We start from the raw sequence: 22,980 nt of genomic DNA on the forward strand, positions 1-22,980 counted from the left end.
GTTTGCTTATCCAAGCTCGGTTTTTAATCCTAGGCGCCAGAGAGAAGTCACCTCAGCAGATCTTGCTGAATGCAGAGCGTCTGATTCATCAAATACTTTGTGATGGGTTGGTTTGGTATCAATACGACCAAGAACCCTTAAGTCAGCGACTTCAATCCAATTGAGCAACTCATCGCGCGCGCAAACCTAAATGCTCTGCTAAATCCGAGAGGATGAGCCAACCCTCACCACCCTCTAAAAGATGGTTGTTAAGGCCATTCAAGAATCCTTTGAGCATCTGACTATCCTGATCATAGATGGCATGCTCAAGTGCAGAGCTTGGGCGCGCTGGCAACCAAGGTGGATTACAAACAACTAGAGATGCTTTACCTTCAGGAAATAGATCGGCCTTCAAAATTGTGATGTGATTTTCAAGATGAAAGCGAGCAACATTTGCTTGCGCACAAGTGATAGCACGCTCATTTAAATCGGTAGCAATGATCTTCTTCACCTCTCGCATTGCCAGAACCACCGACAATACGCCTGTGCCTACGCCGATATCAAAGGCGATAGAGTTTTTTTGGAGCGCAGTTGGTAGTGGCGCCTTAAGAACAAGTTCAATATATTCGCCTCGTATCGGTGAAAACACTCCATAGTGCGGATGAATACGAATCTCTTCATCATCTCTAGCCAGAATGGGAACACCCTTCTTGCGCCATTCATGGGCGCTAATCACACCTAGCAACTCTCGCAGAGAGATGACATAAGAGCTCTCTTGTTTCCCATAAGCCTCGAAGCAGGCCCGTGCTACATCAGGTGCGCGCCTTAAAGAGATCGTGTGATCAGCATTAATTTGAATCAGTAGCATTCCCAAAATGCGGGCCCGCTGTGACTGACTCAGACGATGCATATTAAAAATATCGAGAGGGCTCTTTGATTTTTCTTTGGTAAATCTATATGCCCGCGTTGATTTTTTAGAGGGTTTGTCAATCCTACGGACCATGGCCTGCAAAAGCTGTCTCGCATTCTGAAAGTCGCCACGATAAAGCAGGGCATTGCCTTCGCATGCAAGACGATAAGCTACATCTGCTGTCAGAGTGTCGTCAACGACCTGGATTTTTTGGTGAGGAGCGATACCGTTTTCTGAATGCCATCGAGCAGAGCACAGTTGTTCGCCTTCATGCCATTGAAGCGTTTGTATTGTGGTCACCTAGGAAATCACAAAACGATTATTTTGATAATCATCAATGGCCTGCTCAATTTCTGCGCGAGTATTCATGACAAAGGGGCCGTACTGCACAATAGGCTCATGCAAAGGTAAAGCAGCTAGCACGATAAATTGCGCGCCAGCTAAGCTTGCTTTGGCTTTGAGCAGATCGCCTTCGCCCAGAACAATTGCAGCCTGCTTCGGAGCCGACTTCAAGGGATCGCCAATCTCAAGGCCACCCTCATAAATATAGATAAAAGCATTGAGTTCTTCGGAAATCGCTTGTTCAAACTCGCCATTGGGCGGTAATTGCACGTCAAAAAATAATGGGGCTGTAGTGATTCCTTGGATCGGACCAGTAACCGTCTTGCCATCTGCCGCATAGGTGCCCGCAATAATTTTGACGGAGCCACCATTAGTCAAGGCTTGCTTTGGAATATCTTCGACTTGGATATCTTGATATCCGGCTGGCTTCATTTTTTCTTTAGCTGGCAGATTGATCCAAAGCTGAAAGCCGCGCATGGCGCCACTGACTTGTTGCGGCATTTCTGAGTGAATGATGCCGCGCCCTGCCGTCATCCATTGCACTCCACCCGTCTTCAAGTGCCCTTGATTACCCAAGTGATCCTCATGCAATATAGCCTTCAAGCATGTAAGTAACCGTCTCAAAGCCCCGATGCGGATGAGCCGGAAACCCAGCTACGTAATCATTCGGATCGTTCGATGAAAACTCATCGAGCATCAAAAAAGGATCAAGCCGTAATTGCTGCTGACCACCTAAACTGCGACGCAATTTCACACCAGCACCATCAGATGTAGCTATCCCCGGAATAATGGTCTAAATATTGCGAATCATCTTACTCTTAAGCTGGCGGATAGTCTTCTGGGTTGACGTCCAAGGCAATCAAAAAGCGTGACACCATATTGTATGCTGCAATCACGGTGACTAATTCAACCGTATCGGTGCTACCCAAAGCCTTTTGCAAACGCTTCATTAACTCTGGATCAACCTTGATGTTACGAGTCATCTGAAAGGTAAGATCGGCAGCATCGTTTTCCACTGCTGAGAAAAGATTACGCGGAAAGCTTGCTTGACCAATTAATCGAATTGCTTGAACCTGCTCTTCAGTGCCACCTGCTTTTTTAAAGGGTGGCGCATGGTGAAAAAATTCATACTCGGCACCATTCAAAACTGCTACGCCGCACATTGCCAACTCACGCAACTTCGGATTCAGCGAAAGATTGTTGCGAATCTCACCAATGAAATGATTCCAGCCTTCAGCAATCGGCACGCTATGCAAAAGCATGCGATCCAAATTGATGAATTGGCCACCGCGTCTTTTACGAATCGCAGCAACCAACTCAGCTGGCTCCGCTAAATCCATGGGCTGATAAGGAATTAAACGTTCAAACATATGGACTTTCTATTGGCCAGTTTCTTTAATATTGTTTTCAATCACAAACTTGCCCCAGATCGCAATTTGCTTACCGATGAAATCACGCAAAGTCTCTGGAGATCCGCCGACGATTTCGATGCCTTGCGCTTTGAATTTGGCGGCAACTGCAGGCGATTTGAGAACTTTATTCAGAACCTTATTCATTGAATCCACTATAACGGGGGGTGTTTTCCCTGGAGCGAGAACAGCCCACCATGCAGGCGCACTAAACCCAGGGAAACCGCTTTCAGCAATCGTTGGAACATTCGGCAATGCTGGAGATCTCTTGGCTGTAGTAATAACCAAAGGCACAACACCACCACTTTCAATATGAGGCTTGACCAAAAATTCAGAACCTACTGCTAACTCAACCTGGCCACCCAAAACATCCTGCATCAAAGGCCCCCCACCACGATAAGGAATGTGATTCCAGTCAAAGCCAGCTTGCTTAGCCAAGCGAGCCATCGCCAAATGACCTAAGCTGCCAATACCAATCGATCCGTAGCTAAATTGCTTACCAGTTTTAGACAGCTCGACCAATTGTTTGAAGCTAGTAATACCGGATTTTTTACTGGCCACCAACACCATTGGTGAAGTCCCCACCAAGATGACCGGTGAGATGTCTTTAATGGTGTCATAAGGAAGCTTGTCTTTGAGGCTTGGATTGACTCCATGAGTATCAAAAACGACTGCAAATGTGTAGCCATCAGGATCAGAACGCGTCATTGCAGAAGTGCCAATCACTCCAGATGCTCCACCAACGTTTTCTACGATGACGTTTTGCTTAAGTTCGCCCTGCAAGGCAGGCGCTAAAATACGGGCAACCTGATCAACGGAGCCCCCTGGAGGGAAGACGGCGATCAAACGAATCGGTTTTTGCGTAGGCCAAGCCCCAGAGGCGGCTGTTTGAGCTAAAGCTAGGTTGCTGATTCCCGCCGCCACCAATACAGTCAAGAGTGTTTTAAAACAGGCTCTAGCGGCCATTTTTGATAAATCCTGCATGGATTGTCTCCTTTTACTTTTAGTTAGGCCTTTAGATTACCACCCCCAGAGGCTGTTTGCTCGATAATATGGGGGCTTGCCTAATGAGAGAAACCATGAAGTCTATTTTGAATATCGCAGCCTATTTATTTGTAAGTCTAGACGGCTTGCCAGAGTTGCGCGCCAAAATACTCGAGCAATGCAATACGAGAGAGCTCAAAGGCACCATTTTGCTCACAGGTGAAGGCATCAATATGTTCCTTGCAGGCAAACCAGATGCATTGCGAGGATTTTTAGATTGGTTACGCACCGACCCCCGTTTTGCGCCTCTAGAGGCTAAGGAGAGTTGGTCCGATGATCAGCCCTTCAAAAAGATGCTGATCAAGCTAAAGAATGAAATTATTCGCATGAATCATCCAACGATTCAGCCAAAAAAGGGTCGCGCCAATTTTATTTCTCCTAAAAAATTACGAGAATGGCTTGATCGCGGCACAGATGACCTGGGTCGTCCAGTAGTCATGGTTGATACTCGGAATGCTTTTGAAGTGGATTACGGCACCTTTGAAAATGCCTTACATTTCAATATCGAGAAATTTACGGAATTTCCAGCTGCAATTTCTGCCCACAAAGAAGAGTTGGCCGACAAAACTCTAGTCAGTTTTTGTACCGGCGGCATCCGTTGTGAAAAGTCTGGTCTTTATATGCGTGAAATTGGCATGGAACACAGCTACCAGCTTGAAGGCGGCATTCTGAAGTACTTTGAAGAGGTAGGCTCTGCGCACTACCAAGGAAGCTGCTTTGTATTTGACGAGCGCGAAGCCCTTGAACCCAATTTGGACTCAATCCCTATAGAGCGCTCAATCCGCAAAAAACTCAAGGCGGTCTAAGAAACCCACCACCACCTTTACTTGCTACAAATAGTAAAATTGTCAGGCTGTTTACATTAACAAAAATAAACTGGACCTGAAGACATGTCTAAAACCACATGTCTAAAACCAATAATCGGCAAAAAAAGCCGATTATTTTATCCTTTTTATTCGCCCTAGCAGGCTTGGTAACGAGTTTGAGCATTCAAGCACAAACTGCTACATACCCAGTCAAACCTATTAAACTTATCGCCCCTGTTGCTGCTGGGGGAGGTTTAGATAATATTGCCCGCGCTGTAGCGGAGAAACTTTCTCGCTCTATCGGCCAACCCGTCATTGTGGAAAACATGGGTGGTAGTGGAGCCATTGCTTCACAAGCGACCGCTAAAGCACCAGCAGATGGCTACACGCTCATGATTGCGTATGTTGGTACACACGGCACCAATCCTGCAATTCGCCGCCTGCCATATGACGCGATCAAAGACTTCACTCCAATTGGTATGATCGGCGCAACTCCAAACGTATTAATCATCAATCCAGATTTACCGATTAAAAACTTCAAGGAGTTTGTGGATTACGCCAAAAAGAATCCAGCGAAATTAAGCTATGGCTCTGCTGGTCCTGGTACCTTCACCCATCTTGGTATGGAGCAACTAAAACTAGCGGCTGGAATATTCATGGTGCATGTGCCTTATCGCGGCATTGGCCCTGCTTACACAGACTTACTGGCCGGTCAAACTCAAGCCATGCTCCCCACTTTGTTTGCTGCACTCCCTTATCTGAATACCAATCGCGTACGTGGCCTTGCAGTTACAGGTGCGAAACGTAACCCTGCGGCACCCAATATTCCGACCTTCAAAGAACTTGGCTTTAACGGCTTTGATGGTCAACAGTGGTACGGCGTAGTAGGCCCAGCCAACCTACCTCCTACGATTGTTACCAAACTTAATGCTGAACTCAATAAAGTGTTGGCGCTACCAGACTTCTCAGAAAAGATGTCAAGCGAGGCAATGACTCTGATGCCTATGACACCACCGCAGTTTGGCAATTACATCAAAGAAGATATTGCACGTTGGGCCAAAGTTGCCAAAGATCGCCATATTGAACTGGAATAAACATTACTCAATCATTAAATATTAGGAAAAATATGTCTCACGCTATTGCCGCAGCAGCTGATTTAAACGCACCGCCAGTCACTAAAATTTTGGCGGAGTTTGTTACATCCCATCCAAGCCAAGGCTGGACCCCTGAAGTAGATCACGAAGCTCATCGTACTTTTTTAAATTGGCTCGGCTGCGCTATTGGCGCTGCTAATCATGAGAGCGTTGAATCCTCATTGGCCGCTATTCGAGAATTTCAGCCAGCTGCTCAAGCCAGCATCTTGGGTCGTAAAGATAAAGTCGATATGAGTGGCGCTGCTCTAATTAACGGCATTAGCTCACACACTTTTGACTTTGATGACACCCACCTAAAAACCGTGATCCACCCAGCAGGACCAGTAGCCTCAGCAATTCTGGCACTTGGCGAGCACATCAATGCCAATGGTCGTCAAATTATTGACTCACTAATTTTAGGTATCGATGTAGCTTGCCGTGTTGGTAATGCAATGTACCCTGATCACTATCACCGCGGTTGGCATATCACTGGCTCAACTGGCATGCTTGGTTCGGCAGCAGCTTGCTCACGAATGATGGGTCTTGATCTTCAGAAAACAACGATGGCTTTGGGTATCGCGGCTTCACAACCTGTGGGTATGCGTGAGCAGTTTGGCACCATGACTAAACCATTCCATCCAGGTGGTGCGGCACGGGCCGGCCAACTCTCTGCATTGTTGGCAAAGCACGGCTTTACTGCTAGCCCCAAAGCACTCGAAGCTGGACGCGGCTACATGCAAACTGTTTCTACCAAGTGTGATTGGGCGGAAATTGATCGCGCCCTTGGTAAGTCATTTGAAATTTCTTTAAATACCTACAAGCCATTTGCCTGCGGTATTGTGATTCACCCTGCTATTGATGCCTGCGCACAACTACGCGCTCAAGGAGTGAAAGCAGAAGACGTCGAGCGCATTGAATTACGCGTTCACCCACTCGTGCTTGAGTTGACTGGCAAGAAAACTCCCAAGGATGGTCTAGAGGGTAAATTTAGTGTGTACCACGGTTGCGCTGTTGGCCTCATCTTCGGACAAGCTGGCGAAGGCGAATACGCCGATGACATTGTTAATCGCCCTGATGTTGTGGCTCTGCGAGCCAAAGTCAATGCAACGACTGATACTTCTATTAGTGAAGCTTCTGTTGATGTCAAAGCCTTCCTGAAGGATGGCAAAGAAGTCCATATCTTCGTTAAAAATGCGATTGGTTCTGTTGAAAATCCAATGAGCGATGCCAACCTTGAGCAAAAGTTCACCAGTTTGGCAGAGCCAGTCATTGGCAAAGAGAAGACTCGCCAACTCATTTCTGCACTCTGGAAATTAGGGCAAGCTTCTGATCTCAAGCAAATTCTCAGTCTTTGCACACCTGACTAAATTAAAGGGAAGTATTCCAATGCCATCTTTACCAAACATCGTTGTTCTAGGGGACTATGAGCGCGCCCTTCGTCGTTTCTCCAATTGGGAGAAATTAGAAAAGCAAGCCAATCTGGTTATTCATCACGAGCCTTTACGAGATGAAGCCCTTTATGAAGCAGTTAAAGATGCCGATGCTATTGCAATCGTGCGTGATCGCTCTCCATTTAATGAGGCAATGATTGCACGTCTACCAAGGCTTAAATTTCTGATGTTCACCGGCGAACGGAATGGCACCTTGGATACTGCAGCTCTTGTAGCACGCAACATTCCAATTGCCTGCTCACCAGGAGGCCCCTCTAAAGAAACCACTGCGGAACTCACCTGGGCTCTTATTCTAGGTGCATCAAAGCGCCTAATAGAGGAAAACAAGCTGATAGCATCAGGTGGCTGGCGCGATCATTTATCTGTTTTACCAATGCTCTCTGGTGAGCGTCTTGGCATCATGGGTCTTGGCGCTATTGGTAGTCGGGTTGCGCGTGTAGGTGCTGCATTTGGCATGGAGGTAGTTGCTTGGAGTCCACGCATGACACCAGAGCGGGCTGCTGCTGAAAATGCAAAAGCCGTCAGCTTAGATGAACTGCTATCAACTTCTAAGATTGTATCGATGCATCTCGTAGCTGGGCCGGGCACTAAAGGCTTAATTAGCAAAGATCAATTGGCTTTAATGCGCCCAGATTCCATTTTGGTAAATACCTCACGTGCAGCGCTTATTCATATGGGGGATCTACAAAATGCTTTGGCAGCCGGTCGACCAGGCCAAGCTGCTGTGGATGTATTTGATATCGAGCCGCTTCCTAAAAAAGATCCTTTGCGCAACACACCCAATCTTTTAGTAACTCCTCACTTAGGTTTTATTGCCGAACCCATATTTGAAACCTTCGCAAAAGGGATTACCGAGACACTAGAGGCTTGGCTCGACAATAAGCCGGCCCCTCACCCCTTTAAGCTTCAATAATTTTGAAAAAGCTCACGCCAAAAGAACTCTTTATTGGTTTTAGCAAGATAGGTATGTCTGGCTTTGGTGGCGTGCTGCCTTGGGCGCGCCGCACCATTGTTGAACAAGAAAAATGGCTGACCGCAGAAGAATTTAGTGCGATGCTCGGCATCTGCCAAATTGTTCCTGGACCCAACATCGTTAACCTAGGAGTCTGTGTCGGCAGTCGTTTCGCTGGTATACCGGGGGCCATTGCCGCAGTACTAGGTTTAATGCTTGGCCCTGTTGCACTTTTATTGTTGTTAGCAGTGCTCTATGAGCACTATAGCTATATGCCAATTGTTCAGGGTATGCTCAGAGGCGTTTCTGCGGTTGGCGTTGGCTTGATTGCTAGCACGGGTTTTAAGATGATGCGCACCGAACTGAAATATCCGCCAATGCTCGCTGTGATTGTTTTGGTGATCGTATTAGCAACCTGCTTTCACTTAGGATTAGGCTGGGTTGTATTAATAGCTTCACCCCTGGCTATCGTTCTAGCCTGGAAAAAGGCGAAAAGATCATGAGCGCCCTGATCAGCTTATTTATCAAGTTTTCTGCTTTTTCTTTAGTTGCATTTGGCGGAATTAATGCACTCCTTCCTGTGCTTTATGACTTATCGGTGAATCAAGAGCATTGGATTAATGCTCAGACTTTCTCAGACTACTTTGCAATTGCCCAAGCCGCACCAGGACCTAACCTGATGACAGTCACCTTAATTGGCTGGAATGTTGGGGGCGTTCTGGGGGCTGCAATTGCCACGCTAGCTATCTCATGGCCTTCTTCCATCATGATTTATTTTTTGCAAAAATCGATTCTGAGCATGCAAGATAAGGATCGGCAACAAGCAATTCAGTTTGCTGCAGCTGCGCTAGCGGTGGGATTGGTTCTGTCCGCAGCTTGGCAAATTAATCAAAGCTTAGCCGCCTATCTATTGACGATTGGCACTATAACTATTACCTTTTTCACACGTTGGCATCCTTTGTATCTCATTGCGCTTGGTGCGCTTCTAGGAATCCTGGGCTTTATTTAAGAAAGAATCAATAACATGGCAAAGATTGCATTGAATAAATTCATCTCCCTATCATTAGCCAGTTTTTCTTTGCTAGCCTCATCACTTGCCCTTGCGCAGGCTAACTTCCCGACCAAACCAATTAACTTCATCGTGCCTTATGGTGCTGGTGGTGGCGCAGATTCTCGCAGCCGTCAAATTGCTCAAAAAATGAGTGTGATCCTTAAGCAACCGATCATTGTTGATAACAAGCCTGGTGCTGGCGGCAATATCGGCACAGAATTTATTTCTCGTGCAGCACCAGATGGCTACACCATTGGTATGGGTAACTTTGCCCCCATGGCCGTCAATAAAACTTTGTTTGGAAATTTACGTTACGACCCAGAGACAGATGTCACACCAATTGTCTTAATCGAAAAAGGGCCATTGGTACTAGTTGTCAATCCAAGCTCCCCTTACAAGACCGTACAAGACATTGTCACCGCAGCCAAAGCCAAACCTGGCGCTCTCACTTTTTCATCTGGCGGTATTGGCGGAAGCCACCAACTCTCAGCTGAGCTATTTAAACAAAGTGCTGGCATCAATATGATTCATGTGCCATACAAAAGCGGCTCCGCCGGTTTAACCGACCTCATGGCAGGCAACCTCATGGCAGGCAATGTCACAATGATGTTTGATCAAATGTACTCAGCCATGCCCAGCATTAAAGCAGACAAGTTGCGCCCAATTGCTATCACCAGCAAAAAACGCTCGCCACTACTTCCAAATGTTCCCACCTTTGCAGAAGCCGGCTACCCAAAGGTTGAGGTACTGAATTGGCAAGGCCTGATTGCTCCCAAGGGAACGCCTAAAGCCATCATCGATAAGCTTAATGCTGCAGCCAATGAGGCTCTCAAAGACCCACAACTACGTGAACTCATGCTCTCGCAAGGCAATGAAATTGGTGGCGGAAGTCCGGCTGATTTTGCAGCGCTGATTAAATCCGAATCGAGCAAATGGAGCTCAGTAGTCAAAACCGCTAATATCAAACCAGAGTAAACCGTTTGATTATTTAAAAAAGGGAGCACATGGCTCCCTTTTTTATTTTAAGGTTTGATACGTCAGAATACCTAAGAAAGTTAATACTAGAGAGCCCACTAGGTGTAGCAGTGCAGTGCCCAGCGCCCAGGTAAATTCTCCGCGCTGCATAAAGGTCACAACCTCAGCAGAAAAACTAGAGAAAGTGGTTAAGCCCCCAAGAAAACCAGTCACTACCAGGAGTTTCCATTCAGGCGAAAGGTTGGGATTGTTACCAAAAAAGGCAATCGCAATGCCAATCAAGTAACCACCCACCATATTGGAAATCAGTGTACCCAACGGAATGATTGAAGCAGAGCTAACAGTTAAAAAGTTAAAGGCTGCCCTGAGTAGCGCACCAAAACCCGCGCCACAGAAAATTGCCAAAATAGATAGCCACATGATCTGTTCCTTATTGGACGGTAAAGCCAAGCATGCTAATTGAGCTCATCTCGATGCCATCAACAAATACTGCAGCCCTCTCTCCCTCCTCTTGCAAGCCCAAGGTATACAAAGCAGGCCAATAATGCTCTGCAGTTGGAATTGAGAGGTGAGTGGCTTCACCATAACGCTCCCAATCAATTAAAAGATCATGGTGATTTGCAGCCATCTGGGAGATAAAAAATTCATTAAAGTCTTTGGCCCAAGGATAAGGCTGAGCGTCATCTTGCCAATGAATAGTACGCAAGTTATGAACAACATTGCCACTAGCGACAATCAAAATATTTTCGTCGCGCAAAGGGCGTAATTGCTTGGCTAAATCGTAATGCTGCCTAGCGGACATAGACCCATCAAGACTTAACTGGACTACCGGCACATCTGCATTGGGATACATGTACTTCAATACTGACCAGGCACCATGATCGATACCCCACTCGTTTTCTTCGAGCACTACTGGAACGCTCAATAACTCCTGGATGCGATCAGCTAAAGCGGGGCTACCAGGAGCTGGGTATTGAATTTCAAAGAGAGTTTGAGGGAAGCCGCCAAAATCATGAATTGTTTTTGGCTGGCTCATTGCAGTAACCCAAGTGCCTCGGGTTACCCAATGCGCTGAAATGACTAAGATTGCGTCTGGGCGCTTTAGCGATTTACCGAGAGCAGTCCAAGCCGCCGTATAGCGGTTGGGCTCAATGGCATACATTGGACTACCATGGCCAGCAAATACTGCAGGTTGGCGATGGCTAGTCATGAATACCGATTAACCGAATACGTAACCAGTGTGGGCAGCTACCAATGCAAACAAAATCGCCAAACTAGTAGCGGCAGCCAACATGACGATCAAAGTAATGATCTTTTTGTTCACTTCGCCTTTACTTTAGATTCGTTATGCCATTCGTTCATGCTCAATCCTCTATAAACACATTAATGATGGATGTAATTATCCACTATCGACCGCGGCCGGCCTTGCGCATCATGCCTTTTCCACCGCCAAAGCCAGCCTGAGGCCTGCCAGCTGGTCCAGATGGGCCTTTTGGGGGTATAGGACGTGCTGGTGGCTTAGCGATTACCGGTTTAGCTGGGATCTTGGATTCGGGTTTCTTTTCGTCTGTCACTTTGAGCTCCTATGGATATCATATTGCCATGATTACTGACTATTCTATCCAAGCTGTCGCTATTAATGCGATTCCACTGATTTTTGCCATCACTATTCATGAGGCAGCCCATGGTTATGCAGCCCGAAGGTTTGGGGATAACACCGCCTATATGCTCGGTCGGGTAAGCCTCAACCCCGCCAAACACATAGACCCTGTTGGAACCATCTTGATCCCCTTAGTCTTGATTCTGACGGGCTCTCCTTTTTTGGTGGGGTACGCCAAGCCTGTACCAGTCAATTTTGGTCGTTTACGGAACCCCCGAATTGACTCTATTTGGGTTGCTCTGGCTGGCCCCGGCTCAAACTTTATCCAAGCGCTCATTTGGTTAATTTTTCTGATACTGCTTGTGGGCCTGGGGGTTGATGAAAAATTCCTCATTTCCATGTCACAAGCTGGCATCTCTTGGAACCTCGGTTTGCTCGTTTTTAACTTATTTCCACTCCCCCCATTGGATGGCGGTCGAATTCTATCAAGCCTATTGCCGGCCCGTCAGTCAATTGCTCTAGGAAAACTAGAGCCTTGGGGCTTTTTTATTGTCCTGGGTCTAGTCTTCACTGGAATTATTGGCAGCCTATGGATGGCGCCCCTTATCAGCTTTTTTGAATGGCTCATCCTTTTATTGACCAGTCCCTTGCGGATGATCTTCTGAAGTCAGCATAAATCTCCATTATCGGATATGCTGGCCATAAGCAGTCCCACCTTAGGAATGGAGAGTCATGATGAAAATACAAAAAATTGTTTTTGGTGTAGTAATTTGTTTAGCATTTGGCACTTTTGCTTTTGCGCAATTTCAAAAGCCAGAGGACGCCATCAAGTATCGCCAAAGTGTTTTTACAGTGATGTCTAACTCGATGGGGAAAATTGGCGCCGTAGTAAAAGGTGAAGCACCCTACAACAAAGACGATGTTGCCAAGAATGCAGCCGTCATTGCAACCCTATCATCCTTACCTTGGCAAGCATTTGGTCCTGGTACTGAGGGTGGCAAAGCGCAATCAGACGTATGGTCTGATAACGCCAAATTCAAAGCCGCTTCTGAAAAGATGCAGCTAGCTGTTGCCGATTTAAATAAAGCAGCCCAATCTGGTGATCTAGACAGCGTTAAAAAAACTTTTGGTGCAGCAGGCGGAAGTTGCAAAAACTGTCATGATGATTTCAAGAAAAAATAATCAGCGCTACTTTGCGATGAAATAACCTACCGCCATCGCGATTACGCTCAAGATTAATAAAGCCAAACCGCGTTGCAAAGCACCATCCTGAGATGGTTGACCCAAGTCTGATGACAAATCATTAACTTGCTGGCTTGGGTCAATTTCTTTATCGCCACTAATCATTGGCTTAATCAGATTCTCACCTTTGAACTTGTTGTAATACCAAATCGCGCTGATATGAATCGCAATCAATGCATAGATGAGAACTTGATTACTCTCGTGGATTTCAGACAAGAGAGCAATGGTGGATTCTGAAACGTATTTAGCAAGTGGGCCTTGGAACGCTACCTCATCATCTACAAATAATCCCGTACAAGCTTGCACACTTAAAACCAGTAGCAAGGCAAACACAGAGATTGCCCCTAAAGGGTTATGACCCAAATAGTGTGGCGTACTTTTGCGTAGGTACACAATGACTATTGCTGGCTTTGGAAAAAATGAAGCAAAGCGCGCATGGGTGGAGCCAATAAACCCCCAAACAATCCTGAAAATCAATAAGGTCAAGATACAGTAACCAAAATAGGCATGCCATTGAATAGCATTACCGCCGAGATTGGCGCTAATGAGGCTACCAATAATACAAAGCACTAAAAGCCAATGAAAGAGGCGGATCGGCAAATCCCAAACACGAATGATTTTTTTCATGTCTACAAGAATAAAACAATTTCTCCCTTACACTCCATAGAGCATGAATCCTGGCAAAGCTTTTAGAACCCTACTACTTTATCGCCTTGGCGCCACACTAAGCTACCAAATCATGATGGTGGCTGTGGGTTGGCATCTTTATGAAATCACCCACAGCGTGGTTTCGCTAGGATTAATTGGTCTAGCTGAACTAGTTCCTTACTTTGTCTTAGCGCTCTACTCTGGACATGCGGTCGATCACTACTCACGCAAAAAGATTTCTGCAATAGCAGCCCTCATCCATATTTTGGTGGCCCTATTCCTCACTGCAATCGCCCTAGATTGGCTAACTCCACCAGTGCCATTAATCTACGCGGCTGTTGGATTGATTGGTGTTGGCAGAGCTTTGCTGCGTCCGTCGTATCAAGCTTTATTTGGACAGGTTATTCCACGCGATCAGCTTACCAAATACATGGCTTATGCAAACGCTTCTTTTCAAATCTGCGTTGTAACAGGCCCAGGATTAGGCGGCCTCATGATTGGCTTTACTAGTCTACCTTGGACATATGGGCTAGCAGCATTTTGCGCCTTGATGAGTCTATACGGCGTCACTTTAATCAATGCAAAACAAGAAGCATCCACTCATCTACCCACGCATTTTTTAAAGAGTTTTATGGTGGGATTTGATTACGTCAGAAAACATGAGTTAATTCTGAGCACCATGGCTTTGGATATGTTTGCTGTTCTATTTGGCGGTGCCGTATCCATTCTTCCGGCTTTTGTGAGCGAGGTTTTACATTCAGGCCCAGAAGTTCTAGGAATTTTGCGGGCAGCGCCTGCAGCAGGCTCAGTCATCACCGGTATCTTTTTAGCTACCCGACCAATCCTCAATGACTCGGGCAAATATCTATTACTAGCAGTGGCAGGTTTTGGAATTTCCATTATCGGCTTTGGACTCTCTACGCATCTATGGGTATGTGCATTCTTCTTGTTTGCCTCTGGCTGCTGCGACTCTGTCTCCGTCGTGGTTCGCAGCAGTATTGTGCAATTGACAACTCCAGATCATATGCGCGGGCGCATTAGCGCTATTAATGGAATCTTTATTGGGTCTTCGAACGAATTAGGCGCACTCGAATCTGGTATCGCTGCTAGCCTAATGGGTTTAGTGCCCTCCATTATTTTTGGCGGCATAGCTACGATCGGTGTGGTGCTCATTACCTACAAACTTGCGCCACACCTTTACAAATTTCACATCAAAGACATTACTTAATTTCTGGCAAGTCTTTTTGAATAATTTTTAAACCTTCACGCAAGGCATCTTGATAGCGCTCACGTTCAGCTTTAATCGAATCTGCAGTCCATTGAAAAAACCCTTCTCCAGTTTTCATGCCAAACTTGCCACTGGCAACGCGATCGCTGATACATTTAGCGATCGTTGGTGAATTATTCAGGGACGGATAAATTTTAGTACCGCCAGCGGCATGCACTTCCAGACCTGCATGATCTCTTTGCATTGCGGGGCCAGCAGCGATGTATCTAAAACCAAATCCAAAACGAACCGCTTTGTCGATATCTTCCGGAGTACAGATACCAGCGTCTACCATGGCAAAAGCTTCACGCGATAAGGCGTGTTGCAAACGGTTAGCCAAAAATCCTGGCAAATCCTTTTTAACGGTAACTGGAACCATACCACAAGCCGTCATTAATCTAGATAGACTATCACCAACCATCGGTGAAGTTTTTTCTCCATAAACTACTTCGACACAAGGTACTAAATGCGCAGGCATAAAAAAATGTAAGCCAATCATGCGTGCTGCAGTTTTCAAACCACTGGCAATCTCACTAATTGGATAGCTAGTGCTATTGCTAGCTAATACCGCTTCAGGCTTTGCATATTTTTCTAACTTGGCAAATAGCTCCTGCTTTATATCTAGACGCTCTGGAACACATTCAATTACTAGATCAATATCGGACCAATCCACCTCTTCGAGAGATCCTGCCACCGTGAGCAGATGAATGCGATGTTCATACCCAAGCTCAGTCATCGTGTTGACAAAATAATCTGGCAACAGAGCGCGCCTCTCGGTAGTAGGTTCTACCACTTGAACTGCGCAGCCGCCGCGGGCACAAACCGCAGCAACATCGGCTCCCATAGTTCCACCACCCACTACTACCACCTTTGTTTCAGATGGGGTAAATAACATCAGACTTTCTCCTAATGAGGCTAGGACTTTTTTTGAAAAATCCTCATACAATGGAATCATTATTTCAATAAAAAACAGAGACAGACATGATCCCCGTCAATTCGGTGCTGCAGGTCGGCCATTTTCCTGAGATTATGCAGGCTGAAATTGATTGTCGCTTGACGCCAACTCGCTATTTAGATCTGAGTGCGCCAATTCCAGCGGGTAACTTTGAGGCGATACTCATTCGCTCGAATACTAAGCTTCTAGAATCCTTAATCAAACAAATTCCGAGCATCCGTCTGGTAGCCACTTGTGGAGTTGGGTTTGACAATTTGCCGCTAAGCTATCTTAAAGAAAATGGCATCAAAGCAAGCAACACCCCAGGGGTTCTCAACGATGCTGTTTGCGAACTCGCAATTGGGATGATGCTCAGCCTGATGCGCCGGATCCCAGAGTCTCAAGAATATGTCAAAAGCACTGCCTGGTCACAGGTTCCATTTCAGTTAACCAGCACTTTAGCAGGCAAATGTGTTGGAATTGCTGGCATGGGTCGAATTGGTCAAGATCTAGCTAGACGACTGGAGCCCTTTAAGGTAAAGCTGGCTTATTCAGGCCCTCATCCTAAGGCAGTACCGTACACCTATTACAAAGACATTGTCGATCTGGCAGCTGCCAGTGACGTACTCTTTCTTGCCTGCCCAGCTACATCAGATACAGATAATTTAATTGATGCCAAAGTGCTAGATGCGCTTGGTAGCCATGGCTATCTCATTAACATTGCCAGAGGCAGCGTAGTTGATGAAGAGGCACTTTTATATGCGCTGCAACATAAAAAGATTGCTGGGGCAGCATTAGATGTCTTTAATCATGAGCCCAATCCAAATTCAGCCTTCTTTAAATTGGATAATGTTTTACTAACACCCCATATTGGTAGCGCCACCTTAGAAACGCGTATAGCCATGACCAACTTAGCAGTAGATAATTTAGAAGCTTTCTTTGCGCAACAACCACTTCCTTCCGAAGTTCATTATTAAATTGGAGTCAGCATGACCATTTCTTTGCATCCCTCTACTTTGCCAGCAGTGCTATCACCGGTATTAACCCCCTTCACGGCAGATGGAAACCCTGATGCTCAAAAATTATTAAAGCAATGTAAATGGCTTGAGTCCAACGGTGTAGGTCAAGCCATATTTGGCACTAACTCAAAAGCCAACTCCATGTCTGCACCACAAAAGATGAGCACTCTCACTGCGCTAGTTGAAGGTGGTCTCAATCCAGAACATATGATGCCCGGTACCGGCGCTTCGTCCATCGACGCAACAGTGAATATGACTCGCCATGCACTCAGCCACAAATGTGCTGGTGTACTAATGTTGCCACCGTTTTATTACAAGGACGTTAGTGATGATGGTCTATTTGCCTACTTCTCAGAAGTGATTCAAAAGGTGGGCGATTCTGCATTAAAAGTGTATCTGTACAACATTCCGCCCGTTACCAAGCTCAGTTTTAGCTTGTCTTTACTCGAGCGCCTTACCAAAGAGTTTCCAAACACTATCGTTGGCATGAAAGATAGCTCTGGCGACTGGTCCTATACCGAATCCGTGATCAAACTCTTAGCCCCATCTGGGTTTCGCGTCTACGCTGGTAGCGAAGTGTTCTTAATGCGCGCCCTACGCGCTGGCGGCGTTGGCTGTATCTCAGCAACTGCAAACGTTAATCCCAAGGCAATTGCAGATTTAGCCGCTCACTGGAGAGAGTCTGACGCTGACGAACGTCAAGCCAAATTAGATCGGGTGCGAGGCGTTTTTGCTAAATATCAAATGATTGCTGGTATGAAGACAGCGGTAGCCCATTACAGCAAAGACCCAGAGTGGTTGCGCGTTCGCCCACCTCTCATGCAGCTCACTCCAGAAGACCAAGCTAAGCTATTGAGCGAGCTCAAGCAAATTAATTTCAGCATGCCCGGTCTTTAAATAGATCAAAACAATTATTAGGAGACTTTCATGAAACTACTTAAAGTCATTGCGCTATCACTATGCTTTTTGGGAGCAAGTGCTGGGGCGCAAAACATTTCGATCGCAACTGGTGGCACTGGTGGCGTCTACTACCCGATGGGTGGGGGCCTAGCATCAGTTTTATCGAGCAAAGTGCCCGGCATGTCAGCAACTGCCGAGGTGACTGGCGGCTCAGTAGATAACCTCAATCTGATTGGTACAGGTAAGCCGTATGTTGGCTTCTCTATGGCAGACGCTGCTAAGGATGCGCAAATCGGCGAAGGCAAATTCAATGGCAAAAAAGTCGATTTGAGAACGCTTGTAGTACTTTATCCAAACTTGATGCATGTGGTTACTGTTGATTCGACTGGCATTAAGTCAATGAAAGATCTCAAAGGCAAGCGCATCAGCACTGGCGCTCCTGGTAGCGCAACTGAAGTGATGGCCTTTCGTCTGCTCGAGGCTGCTGGCATCGATAAAGATAAAGATGTCAAGCGTGAGCGTCTTAGCGTAGCGGAATCTGTCAATGCCGTTAAAGATCGAAAGATCGATGCATTCTTTTGGGTTGGTGGTTTACCTACTGCTGCGGTAACCGATCTTGCCAATACCCCAGGAACCAAAATCGTGATGATTGACACCAATGCTGAAGTCGCAGCGATGAATAAAAAATATGGCAACCTTTACTTTGATGCCAACATTCCTAAGGCCACCTACAGTGGCATGGCAAAAGACAATAAAGTAGCGGCTGTAGCCAATATCTTGGTAGTCAATGCCAATATGCCTGATGATCAAGCATATAAAATTACTAAGGCAATTTTTGATAACAAATTAGACCTAGTTCGTACTCACCAGGAATATATGAATGTCAGTCTAGAAAATCAGAAGGTCAAAGCGACTCCGGTTGACTTCCACCCTGGCGCCATCAAGTACTACAAAGAAAAGAACGTCAAATTGAATTAAGGATTAAAAAAGGGGTGAGTTAATCTTGCCCCTTCTGCTTTAACGAAGCAAGCAACTATAAATATAAATAGGTTTGAGACATGAATCAAAACGCCATTGATAACGAAACCCAAGAAAAACTAGACGCCTTCATCAAACAAGAGGAGGGGGACTCCAATGACTACAAAGGCCTTTTAGCAAAATTCATCACCCTAGTTGCCGTAGGCATGTCTTTGTTTCATCTGTATGCCGCCTACTCCATCGTTCCAACTCAAGAGTTACGCGTTATTCACGTTGCTTTGGTTTTATTCCTAGTCTTCTTAAGTTTCCCAATCGCTGCACGTTTTAAAAACCGCCTCATGCCTTGGGATATTGTCTTTGCCATAGCCTCTGTAGGGATTGCATATTACATCCTAAGCGGTGGTGATGATTTCATGGATCGCAATACCGCTCCCAACTCAACCGACGTCATGGTGGGTATCACCTTAATTTTGTTGATTTTAGAAAGCGTTCGCAGAACCAATGGAATGATTCTGGTTACCGTCACCGTTTTATTTCTACTATATGCACTCTTTGGCAATTATTTGCCAGCGCCTTGGACCCACAAAGGCTACGATCTTGATCGCCTAGTTGGCTATATGTACATGACTCTTGAAGGTATCTACGGCACAGCGGTCGACGTATCAGCCACTCTAATTATTTTATTTACAATCTTCGGCGCTTTCTTGCAATTTACTGGAGCAGGTAAATTTTTCATCGACTTCTCATTTGCAGCAATGGGCGGTAAATCTTCGGGAGTTGGTAGAACCATTGTGATGTCCTCCTTTTTATTAGGGGGCCCATCCGGCTCAGGAGTTGCTACCACGGTTACCGTTGGCTCCGTAGCAGCGCCGATGCTCGAGAAAGTGGGTTACGAAAAAAATGCTGCTGGCGGTCTTTTAGCTGCAGGGGGACTTGGTGCAATCATCTCTCCGCCAGTACTAGGAGCAGCAGCATTCTTAATCGCTGACTTTTTAAAGATTTCTTATTTAGATGTGTTGCTTATGGCAACCATTCCAACGATTCTGTTCTACCTTGGCCTCTTTGTGATGGTCGAAATTGATGTTCGTAAATACAGCATGAAGAACATTCACTTTGAATCAGTAGAGACTGCTTGGCAATTAACAAAAAAATATTGGTTCCATTTCTTCTCGCTGATCTCTATAGTGGTGTTTATGCTCATGGGCTTCTCACCCGTCATGTCAGTATTTTGGGCGACCGTGGTTTCAGCTTTCTCAAGCATGCTTAGAGAAGATACCGCCATCATTCCTTGGGCTTGGTTCAAAGGTAAAGAGCCAGTCATTTCTGGACTGTATAAATCCAACCTCACCAAAGCCCTTGCCTCAGGATCAACTGGCGTATTGGCTATTGCAGCGACTTGTGCTGGCGCCGGCCTAATTGTCGGTACGGTAACGCTAACTGGTTTAGGACTCAAGTTCAGCTCGATTGTGATTCAGTACGCTGGTGGATCTCTTTTGCTCACCACCATCTTTACCGCTCTCGTTGTTTGGGTAGTCGGGCTTGCAGTACCTGTCACAGCCTCGTACATTATTTGCGCAGTGATTGCAGCCCCTGCTCTCATTAATTTGGGAGTACCCGCATTTGCAGCGCATATGTTTATCTTTTACTACGCAGTTCTATCCGAGGTATCCCCTCCGACCGCATTATCGCCCTTCGCTGCAGCTGCAATCTGTAAGGGCAATCCTTACAAAACCACGCTGCAAACTTGGAAATATGTTGCGCCTGCCATCTTAGTTCCCTTTATGTTTGTTTTAGATAAATCTGGTGTCAGCCTACTGTTGATGGGCTCAACAGACGCTCTTGAAAAAGCTGACTGGATGCAAATTGCTTGGGTATCCTTTACCGCGGTCGTTGGCATCATCTGTCTTGCGGGCGGCTTACAAGGCTGGTTTATTGAGAAAACCAAAGTCTTTGAGCGCGTCATCATGGTGGTAGCGGGTGTAGCACTAGCATACCCATCAACCGAGGCAGATTTGGTTGGCTTCATTGGTTTTGGTTTGGTTCTAGTAACCCAAACGATTACGTACTTTAAATTGAACTCTAGGGCCACCTAAAGATACCGTGGATTCCAACAATAAAGCCCGCTATTGCGGGCTTTATTGTTCTTCGCAAGACATCTTAAGAAATCTTGGTCCAAGCTGCTTTGCCTGCATAACGCATGATTGCCGACTCATCAAATTCAAAACCAAGGCCAGGCGTTTGATGCAAGAGGAGATCGCCGTTCTTAAAGCTTAGTTGTTTATTAATGAGGCGACGGAAATTGAGCACCTGATCGTCTAAGAAAAATTCAACAAATCGCGCATTCGGAGTTGCAGCTACTAAAGGAGCATGCAAATCATGCATCCAATGCGGGCAAACTGTGACCCCTTTAGCATCAGCATAGGCAGAAATTCTGCGCCACTCTGTAATCCCCCCACAAACTGCAGCATCTGATTGCAGAATAATTGCACCGCCCGCATCAATTAATTCCCTAAAGCGCCAACGGCCAGCTTCCATCTCACCAGTCGCTACATTGATTTTGGTTTGGCGTGCCAATGCTGCATGAAGATCGATAGCATCCGGCGAAAATGGCTCCTCAATCCAATATGGGTTGTATGCCTCAAAACGTCTGATGTATTCCAAAGCAGTCGGCAAATCACGCCAAGCGTTGTTCGCATCCAAGGTCAGCAAAATATCTTCACCAATAGCCTTGCGTGCAGCCTTCACGCGGGCCTCCTCTTCAACCGGAGATAAGCGACCCACTTTCATCTTAACTGCTTTAAAGCCCTGCTTTACATAGGACTCCATTTCTTTACCTAGCTTGGCAGGAGTTTTACCCTCAAGGTAATAGCCGCCACTTGCATAAGCAGGCACACGATCATCCACCACCGAACCTAAATAATGATGTAAGGGCAATTTAGCAGCGCGTGCATTTAAATCCCAAATGGCAATATCTAAAATTGAGATGCCTCGCATTACCGCACCCGCTCTACCCTGTAAGATGGATTCGTTATACATCTCCATCCAAAGGCCTTCACTACGATGACTGTTTTGACCAATCAGCCGCGGAGCCAGTAATTGCTCAACTGCAATCTTGGCTATATCTCCACCTGCGCTACCAACATAACAAAATCCAATCCCCTCGTATCCATCTTTACCACGCACCTTAACAAGGCAATAGTGGCGCTCAGATACAGTGCGGGTAGAAAATGAAGTAACCTTATCTAAAGGCACCGCTACTGAAGCAACTTGTATAGACTCAATGATTGGCATTTTTACCCCTTATTGAAAAAAATATTGTAGCGAGGTTTTTGACTGTGATCTTGTTGACAAATGACGAGGTAAATCATGGCTAAAGTAGTCGTAATTGGCACAGGAACAGTAGTCGTAATTGGCACAGGAACAATGGGTATTGGCATAGCGGCAGGCTTTCTAGCGCACGGTACCGATACCGTTGTGCTTGGGCGTGATCAGATCAAATATGAATCCCTAACAAAAGCCATTCAAACATGTGCCAGTACAGTTCATTCTCGATGGCCTGAGTTTGGCGGAAAACTCATGATTGGCAATATTGATCAATGGAATGATTGGACTGATACACAGTTTGTGATTGAAACGGTTTCAGAGCGACTAGATCTTAAGAAAGCAATCTTTGCTGATTTGGATCGTCGGGTACCGACTCATATACCGATTGGGAGTAACAGCTCCGGTTTTCCCATAAGCGCAATTGCAGGAGACCTTCCTAGTGCGCACCGCATGTTTAATACGCACTACTTCATGCCAGCGCATATCATCCCATTTGTAGAGATCGTCATGGGTGAACATTCAGACCCTACACTAGCCCAAGCCTTATGCGATTTGTATAGGGCTCATCACAAGAAACCGGTGTTGGTTAAAAAAGATATCCCCGGCTTCTTAGCAAACCGTATTCAACATGCTCTTATGAGAGAAGCCTTGTCACCCATAGAAAACGGTATCGCCACTCCTGACGATATTGATACCGCTGTTCGCTATAGTTTTGGCTTTCGCTATGCTGCAGTTGGCCCCATCACACAGAAAGAAATTTCTGGCTGGGAAGGCATGACCCTAGCTGCTGAATTGATATATCCCTCTCTATCGAATATCACTGCACCACCACCCTGCGTCACCAATTTAATAAAAAGTGGCAAAACTGGCATTACCAAAGGTGCTGGTTTTAAAGATTGGCAGCCTAAGGCTGCCGCCAAAATCAAACAGCAGTATGAAGAACGGCTCAAGGCTGCATTCGATGTGCTTCAGCTTACTCCTGACGAGGATCCAACTTAATTGCTGCGCTACAACAT

General features: G+C 46.0%; 24 protein-coding genes and 2 pseudogenes. 15 read left to right on the forward strand and 11 right to left on the reverse strand.

The genetic code is table 11. The features are described 5' to 3' along the window. Positions 1–6 precede the first annotated feature (6 nt). The 5 genes and pseudogenes from DXE33_RS05430 to DXE33_RS05445 form a co-directional block, all read right to left on the reverse strand. A pseudogene (locus tag DXE33_RS05430) lies at positions 7–1,189 on the reverse strand (methyltransferase). Then, complete coding sequence (locus tag DXE33_RS05435) at positions 1,190–1,765, reverse strand: pirin family protein (protein WP_408634201.1); 576 nt, start codon at positions 1,763–1,765, stop codon at positions 1,190–1,192. Further along, positions 1,745–1,928, reverse strand: a pseudogene (locus DXE33_RS10690) (pirin family protein); the annotation flags it as partial. The pseudogene DXE33_RS10690 and the gene DXE33_RS05435, both read right to left, overlap by 21 nt. 121 nt (positions 1,929–2,049) lie before the next feature. Beyond that, positions 2,050–2,601 (reverse strand): carboxymuconolactone decarboxylase family protein, encoded by a 552-nt coding sequence (locus DXE33_RS05440; protein ID WP_114639006.1) that lies wholly within the window; start codon positions 2,599–2,601, stop codon positions 2,050–2,052. Between the two features lie 9 nt (positions 2,602–2,610). Next, a complete protein-coding gene (locus DXE33_RS05445; RefSeq protein WP_114639007.1) occupies positions 2,611–3,624 on the reverse strand; it encodes a Bug family tripartite tricarboxylate transporter substrate binding protein in 1,014 nt (337 codons plus the stop codon). 83 nt (positions 3,625–3,707) lie between these two features. On the opposite strand from DXE33_RS05445, the gene DXE33_RS05450 reads away from it, so the two are divergent. The 7 genes from DXE33_RS05450 to DXE33_RS05480 all read left to right on the forward strand — a co-directional run bounded on the left by DXE33_RS05450 (position 3,708) and on the right by DXE33_RS05480 (position 10,052). Further along, complete coding sequence (locus tag DXE33_RS05450; RefSeq protein ID WP_231970392.1) at positions 3,708–4,490, forward strand: sulfurtransferase; 783 nt, start codon at positions 3,708–3,710, stop codon at positions 4,488–4,490. A gap of 98 nt (positions 4,491–4,588) precedes the next feature. After that, the gene (locus tag DXE33_RS05455) at positions 4,589–5,584 is read left to right on the forward strand and encodes a Bug family tripartite tricarboxylate transporter substrate binding protein (RefSeq protein ID WP_114639009.1); all 996 of its coding nucleotides are present in this window, start codon (positions 4,589–4,591) and stop codon (positions 5,582–5,584) included. Between the two features lie 32 nt (positions 5,585–5,616). Then, positions 5,617–6,990, forward strand: a complete 1,374-nt coding sequence (locus DXE33_RS05460; RefSeq protein ID WP_114639010.1) for an MmgE/PrpD family protein — start codon at positions 5,617–5,619, stop codon at positions 6,988–6,990. Positions 6,991–7,009: 19 nt separating this feature from the next. Beyond that, the gene (locus tag DXE33_RS05465) at positions 7,010–7,987 is read left to right on the forward strand and encodes a D-2-hydroxyacid dehydrogenase family protein (RefSeq protein WP_114639011.1); all 978 of its coding nucleotides are present in this window, start codon (positions 7,010–7,012) and stop codon (positions 7,985–7,987) included. A gap of 2 nt (positions 7,988–7,989) precedes the next feature. After that, positions 7,990–8,529, forward strand: coding sequence for a chromate transporter (locus DXE33_RS05470; protein WP_114639012.1), 540 nt, complete (start codon positions 7,990–7,992; stop codon positions 8,527–8,529). Next, entirely contained in the window at positions 8,526–9,035 is a 510-nt protein-coding gene (locus DXE33_RS05475; protein ID WP_174222290.1) for a chromate transporter, read from the forward strand. Before DXE33_RS05470 ends, DXE33_RS05475 begins: the two co-directional genes overlap by 4 nt. Before the next feature lie 15 nt (positions 9,036–9,050). Continuing rightward, complete coding sequence (locus tag DXE33_RS05480; RefSeq protein ID WP_114639014.1) at positions 9,051–10,052, forward strand: Bug family tripartite tricarboxylate transporter substrate binding protein; 1,002 nt, start codon at positions 9,051–9,053, stop codon at positions 10,050–10,052. A 42-nt stretch (positions 10,053–10,094) separates the two neighbouring features. Here DXE33_RS05480 and crcB read toward each other — a convergent pair whose 3' ends face one another. The 3 genes from crcB to DXE33_RS09620 form a co-directional block, all read right to left on the reverse strand. Further along, positions 10,095–10,472, reverse strand: a complete 378-nt coding sequence (gene crcB, locus DXE33_RS05485; protein ID WP_114639015.1) for a fluoride efflux transporter CrcB — start codon at positions 10,470–10,472, stop codon at positions 10,095–10,097. 10 nt (positions 10,473–10,482) lie between these two features. Beyond that, positions 10,483–11,262: a 4,5-DOPA-extradiol-dioxygenase gene (gene ygiD / locus DXE33_RS05490; RefSeq protein WP_114639016.1), complete on the reverse strand. Its 780-nt coding sequence runs from the start codon at positions 11,260–11,262 to the stop codon at positions 10,483–10,485. Between the two features lie 196 nt (positions 11,263–11,458). Next, complete coding sequence (locus tag DXE33_RS09620; RefSeq protein WP_162785424.1) at positions 11,459–11,626, reverse strand: hypothetical protein; 168 nt, start codon at positions 11,624–11,626, stop codon at positions 11,459–11,461. A 28-nt stretch (positions 11,627–11,654) separates the two neighbouring features. Here DXE33_RS09620 and DXE33_RS05495 point away from each other — a divergent pair, with 28 nt between their 5' ends. Together DXE33_RS05495 and DXE33_RS05500 are read left to right on the forward strand one after the other, a co-directional pair. Beyond that, positions 11,655–12,317: a site-2 protease family protein gene (locus DXE33_RS05495; RefSeq protein WP_114639017.1), complete on the forward strand. Its 663-nt coding sequence runs from the start codon at positions 11,655–11,657 to the stop codon at positions 12,315–12,317. Positions 12,318–12,387: 70 nt separating this feature from the next. Next, positions 12,388–12,834 carry a c-type cytochrome gene (locus DXE33_RS05500; RefSeq protein ID WP_114639018.1) on the forward strand — a complete coding sequence of 149 codons (447 nt, stop codon included), beginning with the start codon at positions 12,388–12,390 and terminating at the stop codon, positions 12,832–12,834. A gap of 6 nt (positions 12,835–12,840) precedes the next feature. Here DXE33_RS05500 and DXE33_RS05505 read toward each other — a convergent pair whose 3' ends face one another. Continuing rightward, positions 12,841–13,521: a cytochrome b/b6 domain-containing protein gene (locus DXE33_RS05505; RefSeq protein ID WP_114639019.1), complete on the reverse strand. Its 681-nt coding sequence runs from the start codon at positions 13,519–13,521 to the stop codon at positions 12,841–12,843. Positions 13,522–13,564: 43 nt separating this feature from the next. Between DXE33_RS05505 and DXE33_RS05510 the strand changes: the two genes are divergently transcribed. Then, positions 13,565–14,770: an MFS transporter gene (locus DXE33_RS05510; protein WP_114639020.1), complete on the forward strand. Its 1,206-nt coding sequence runs from the start codon at positions 13,565–13,567 to the stop codon at positions 14,768–14,770. Here DXE33_RS05510 and DXE33_RS05515 read toward each other — a convergent pair. Beyond that, positions 14,763–15,704 (reverse strand): 3-hydroxyacyl-CoA dehydrogenase family protein, encoded by a 942-nt coding sequence (locus DXE33_RS05515; protein ID WP_114639732.1) that lies wholly within the window; start codon positions 15,702–15,704, stop codon positions 14,763–14,765. The genes DXE33_RS05510 and DXE33_RS05515 overlap by 8 nt on opposite strands. An 86-nt stretch (positions 15,705–15,790) precedes the next feature. Between DXE33_RS05515 and DXE33_RS05520 the strand changes: the two genes are divergently transcribed. From DXE33_RS05520 to DXE33_RS05535, 4 genes are all read left to right on the forward strand, one after another. Further along, complete coding sequence (locus DXE33_RS05520) at positions 15,791–16,720, forward strand: 2-hydroxyacid dehydrogenase (protein ID WP_114639021.1); 930 nt, start codon at positions 15,791–15,793, stop codon at positions 16,718–16,720. A gap of 12 nt (positions 16,721–16,732) precedes the next feature. Next, positions 16,733–17,659, forward strand: coding sequence for a dihydrodipicolinate synthase family protein (locus DXE33_RS05525; protein WP_114639022.1), 927 nt, complete (start codon positions 16,733–16,735; stop codon positions 17,657–17,659). Positions 17,660–17,689: 30 nt separating this feature from the next. Then, complete coding sequence (locus DXE33_RS05530; RefSeq protein ID WP_114639023.1) at positions 17,690–18,640, forward strand: TAXI family TRAP transporter solute-binding subunit; 951 nt, start codon at positions 17,690–17,692, stop codon at positions 18,638–18,640. 80 nt (positions 18,641–18,720) lie between these two features. Further along, the gene (locus tag DXE33_RS05535) at positions 18,721–20,733 is read left to right on the forward strand and encodes a TRAP transporter permease (protein WP_114639024.1); all 2,013 of its coding nucleotides are present in this window, start codon (positions 18,721–18,723) and stop codon (positions 20,731–20,733) included. Between the two features lie 64 nt (positions 20,734–20,797). Here the strand turns inward: DXE33_RS05535 and DXE33_RS05540 are convergent, their stop codons facing one another. Then, entirely contained in the window at positions 20,798–21,931 is a 1,134-nt protein-coding gene (locus tag DXE33_RS05540; protein ID WP_114639025.1) for a mandelate racemase/muconate lactonizing enzyme family protein, read from the reverse strand. A 75-nt stretch (positions 21,932–22,006) separates the two neighbouring features. Between DXE33_RS05540 and DXE33_RS05545 the strand changes: the two genes are divergently transcribed. Then, positions 22,007–22,963 (forward strand): 3-hydroxyacyl-CoA dehydrogenase NAD-binding domain-containing protein, encoded by a 957-nt coding sequence (locus DXE33_RS05545; protein ID WP_114639026.1) that lies wholly within the window; start codon positions 22,007–22,009, stop codon positions 22,961–22,963. The last annotated feature ends 17 nt before the right edge of the window (positions 22,964–22,980 follow it).

It is taken from the genome of Polynucleobacter necessarius (assembly GCF_900096765.1).
GTDB classification, from domain to species: Bacteria; Pseudomonadota; Gammaproteobacteria; order Burkholderiales; family Burkholderiaceae; genus Polynucleobacter; species Polynucleobacter necessarius_F.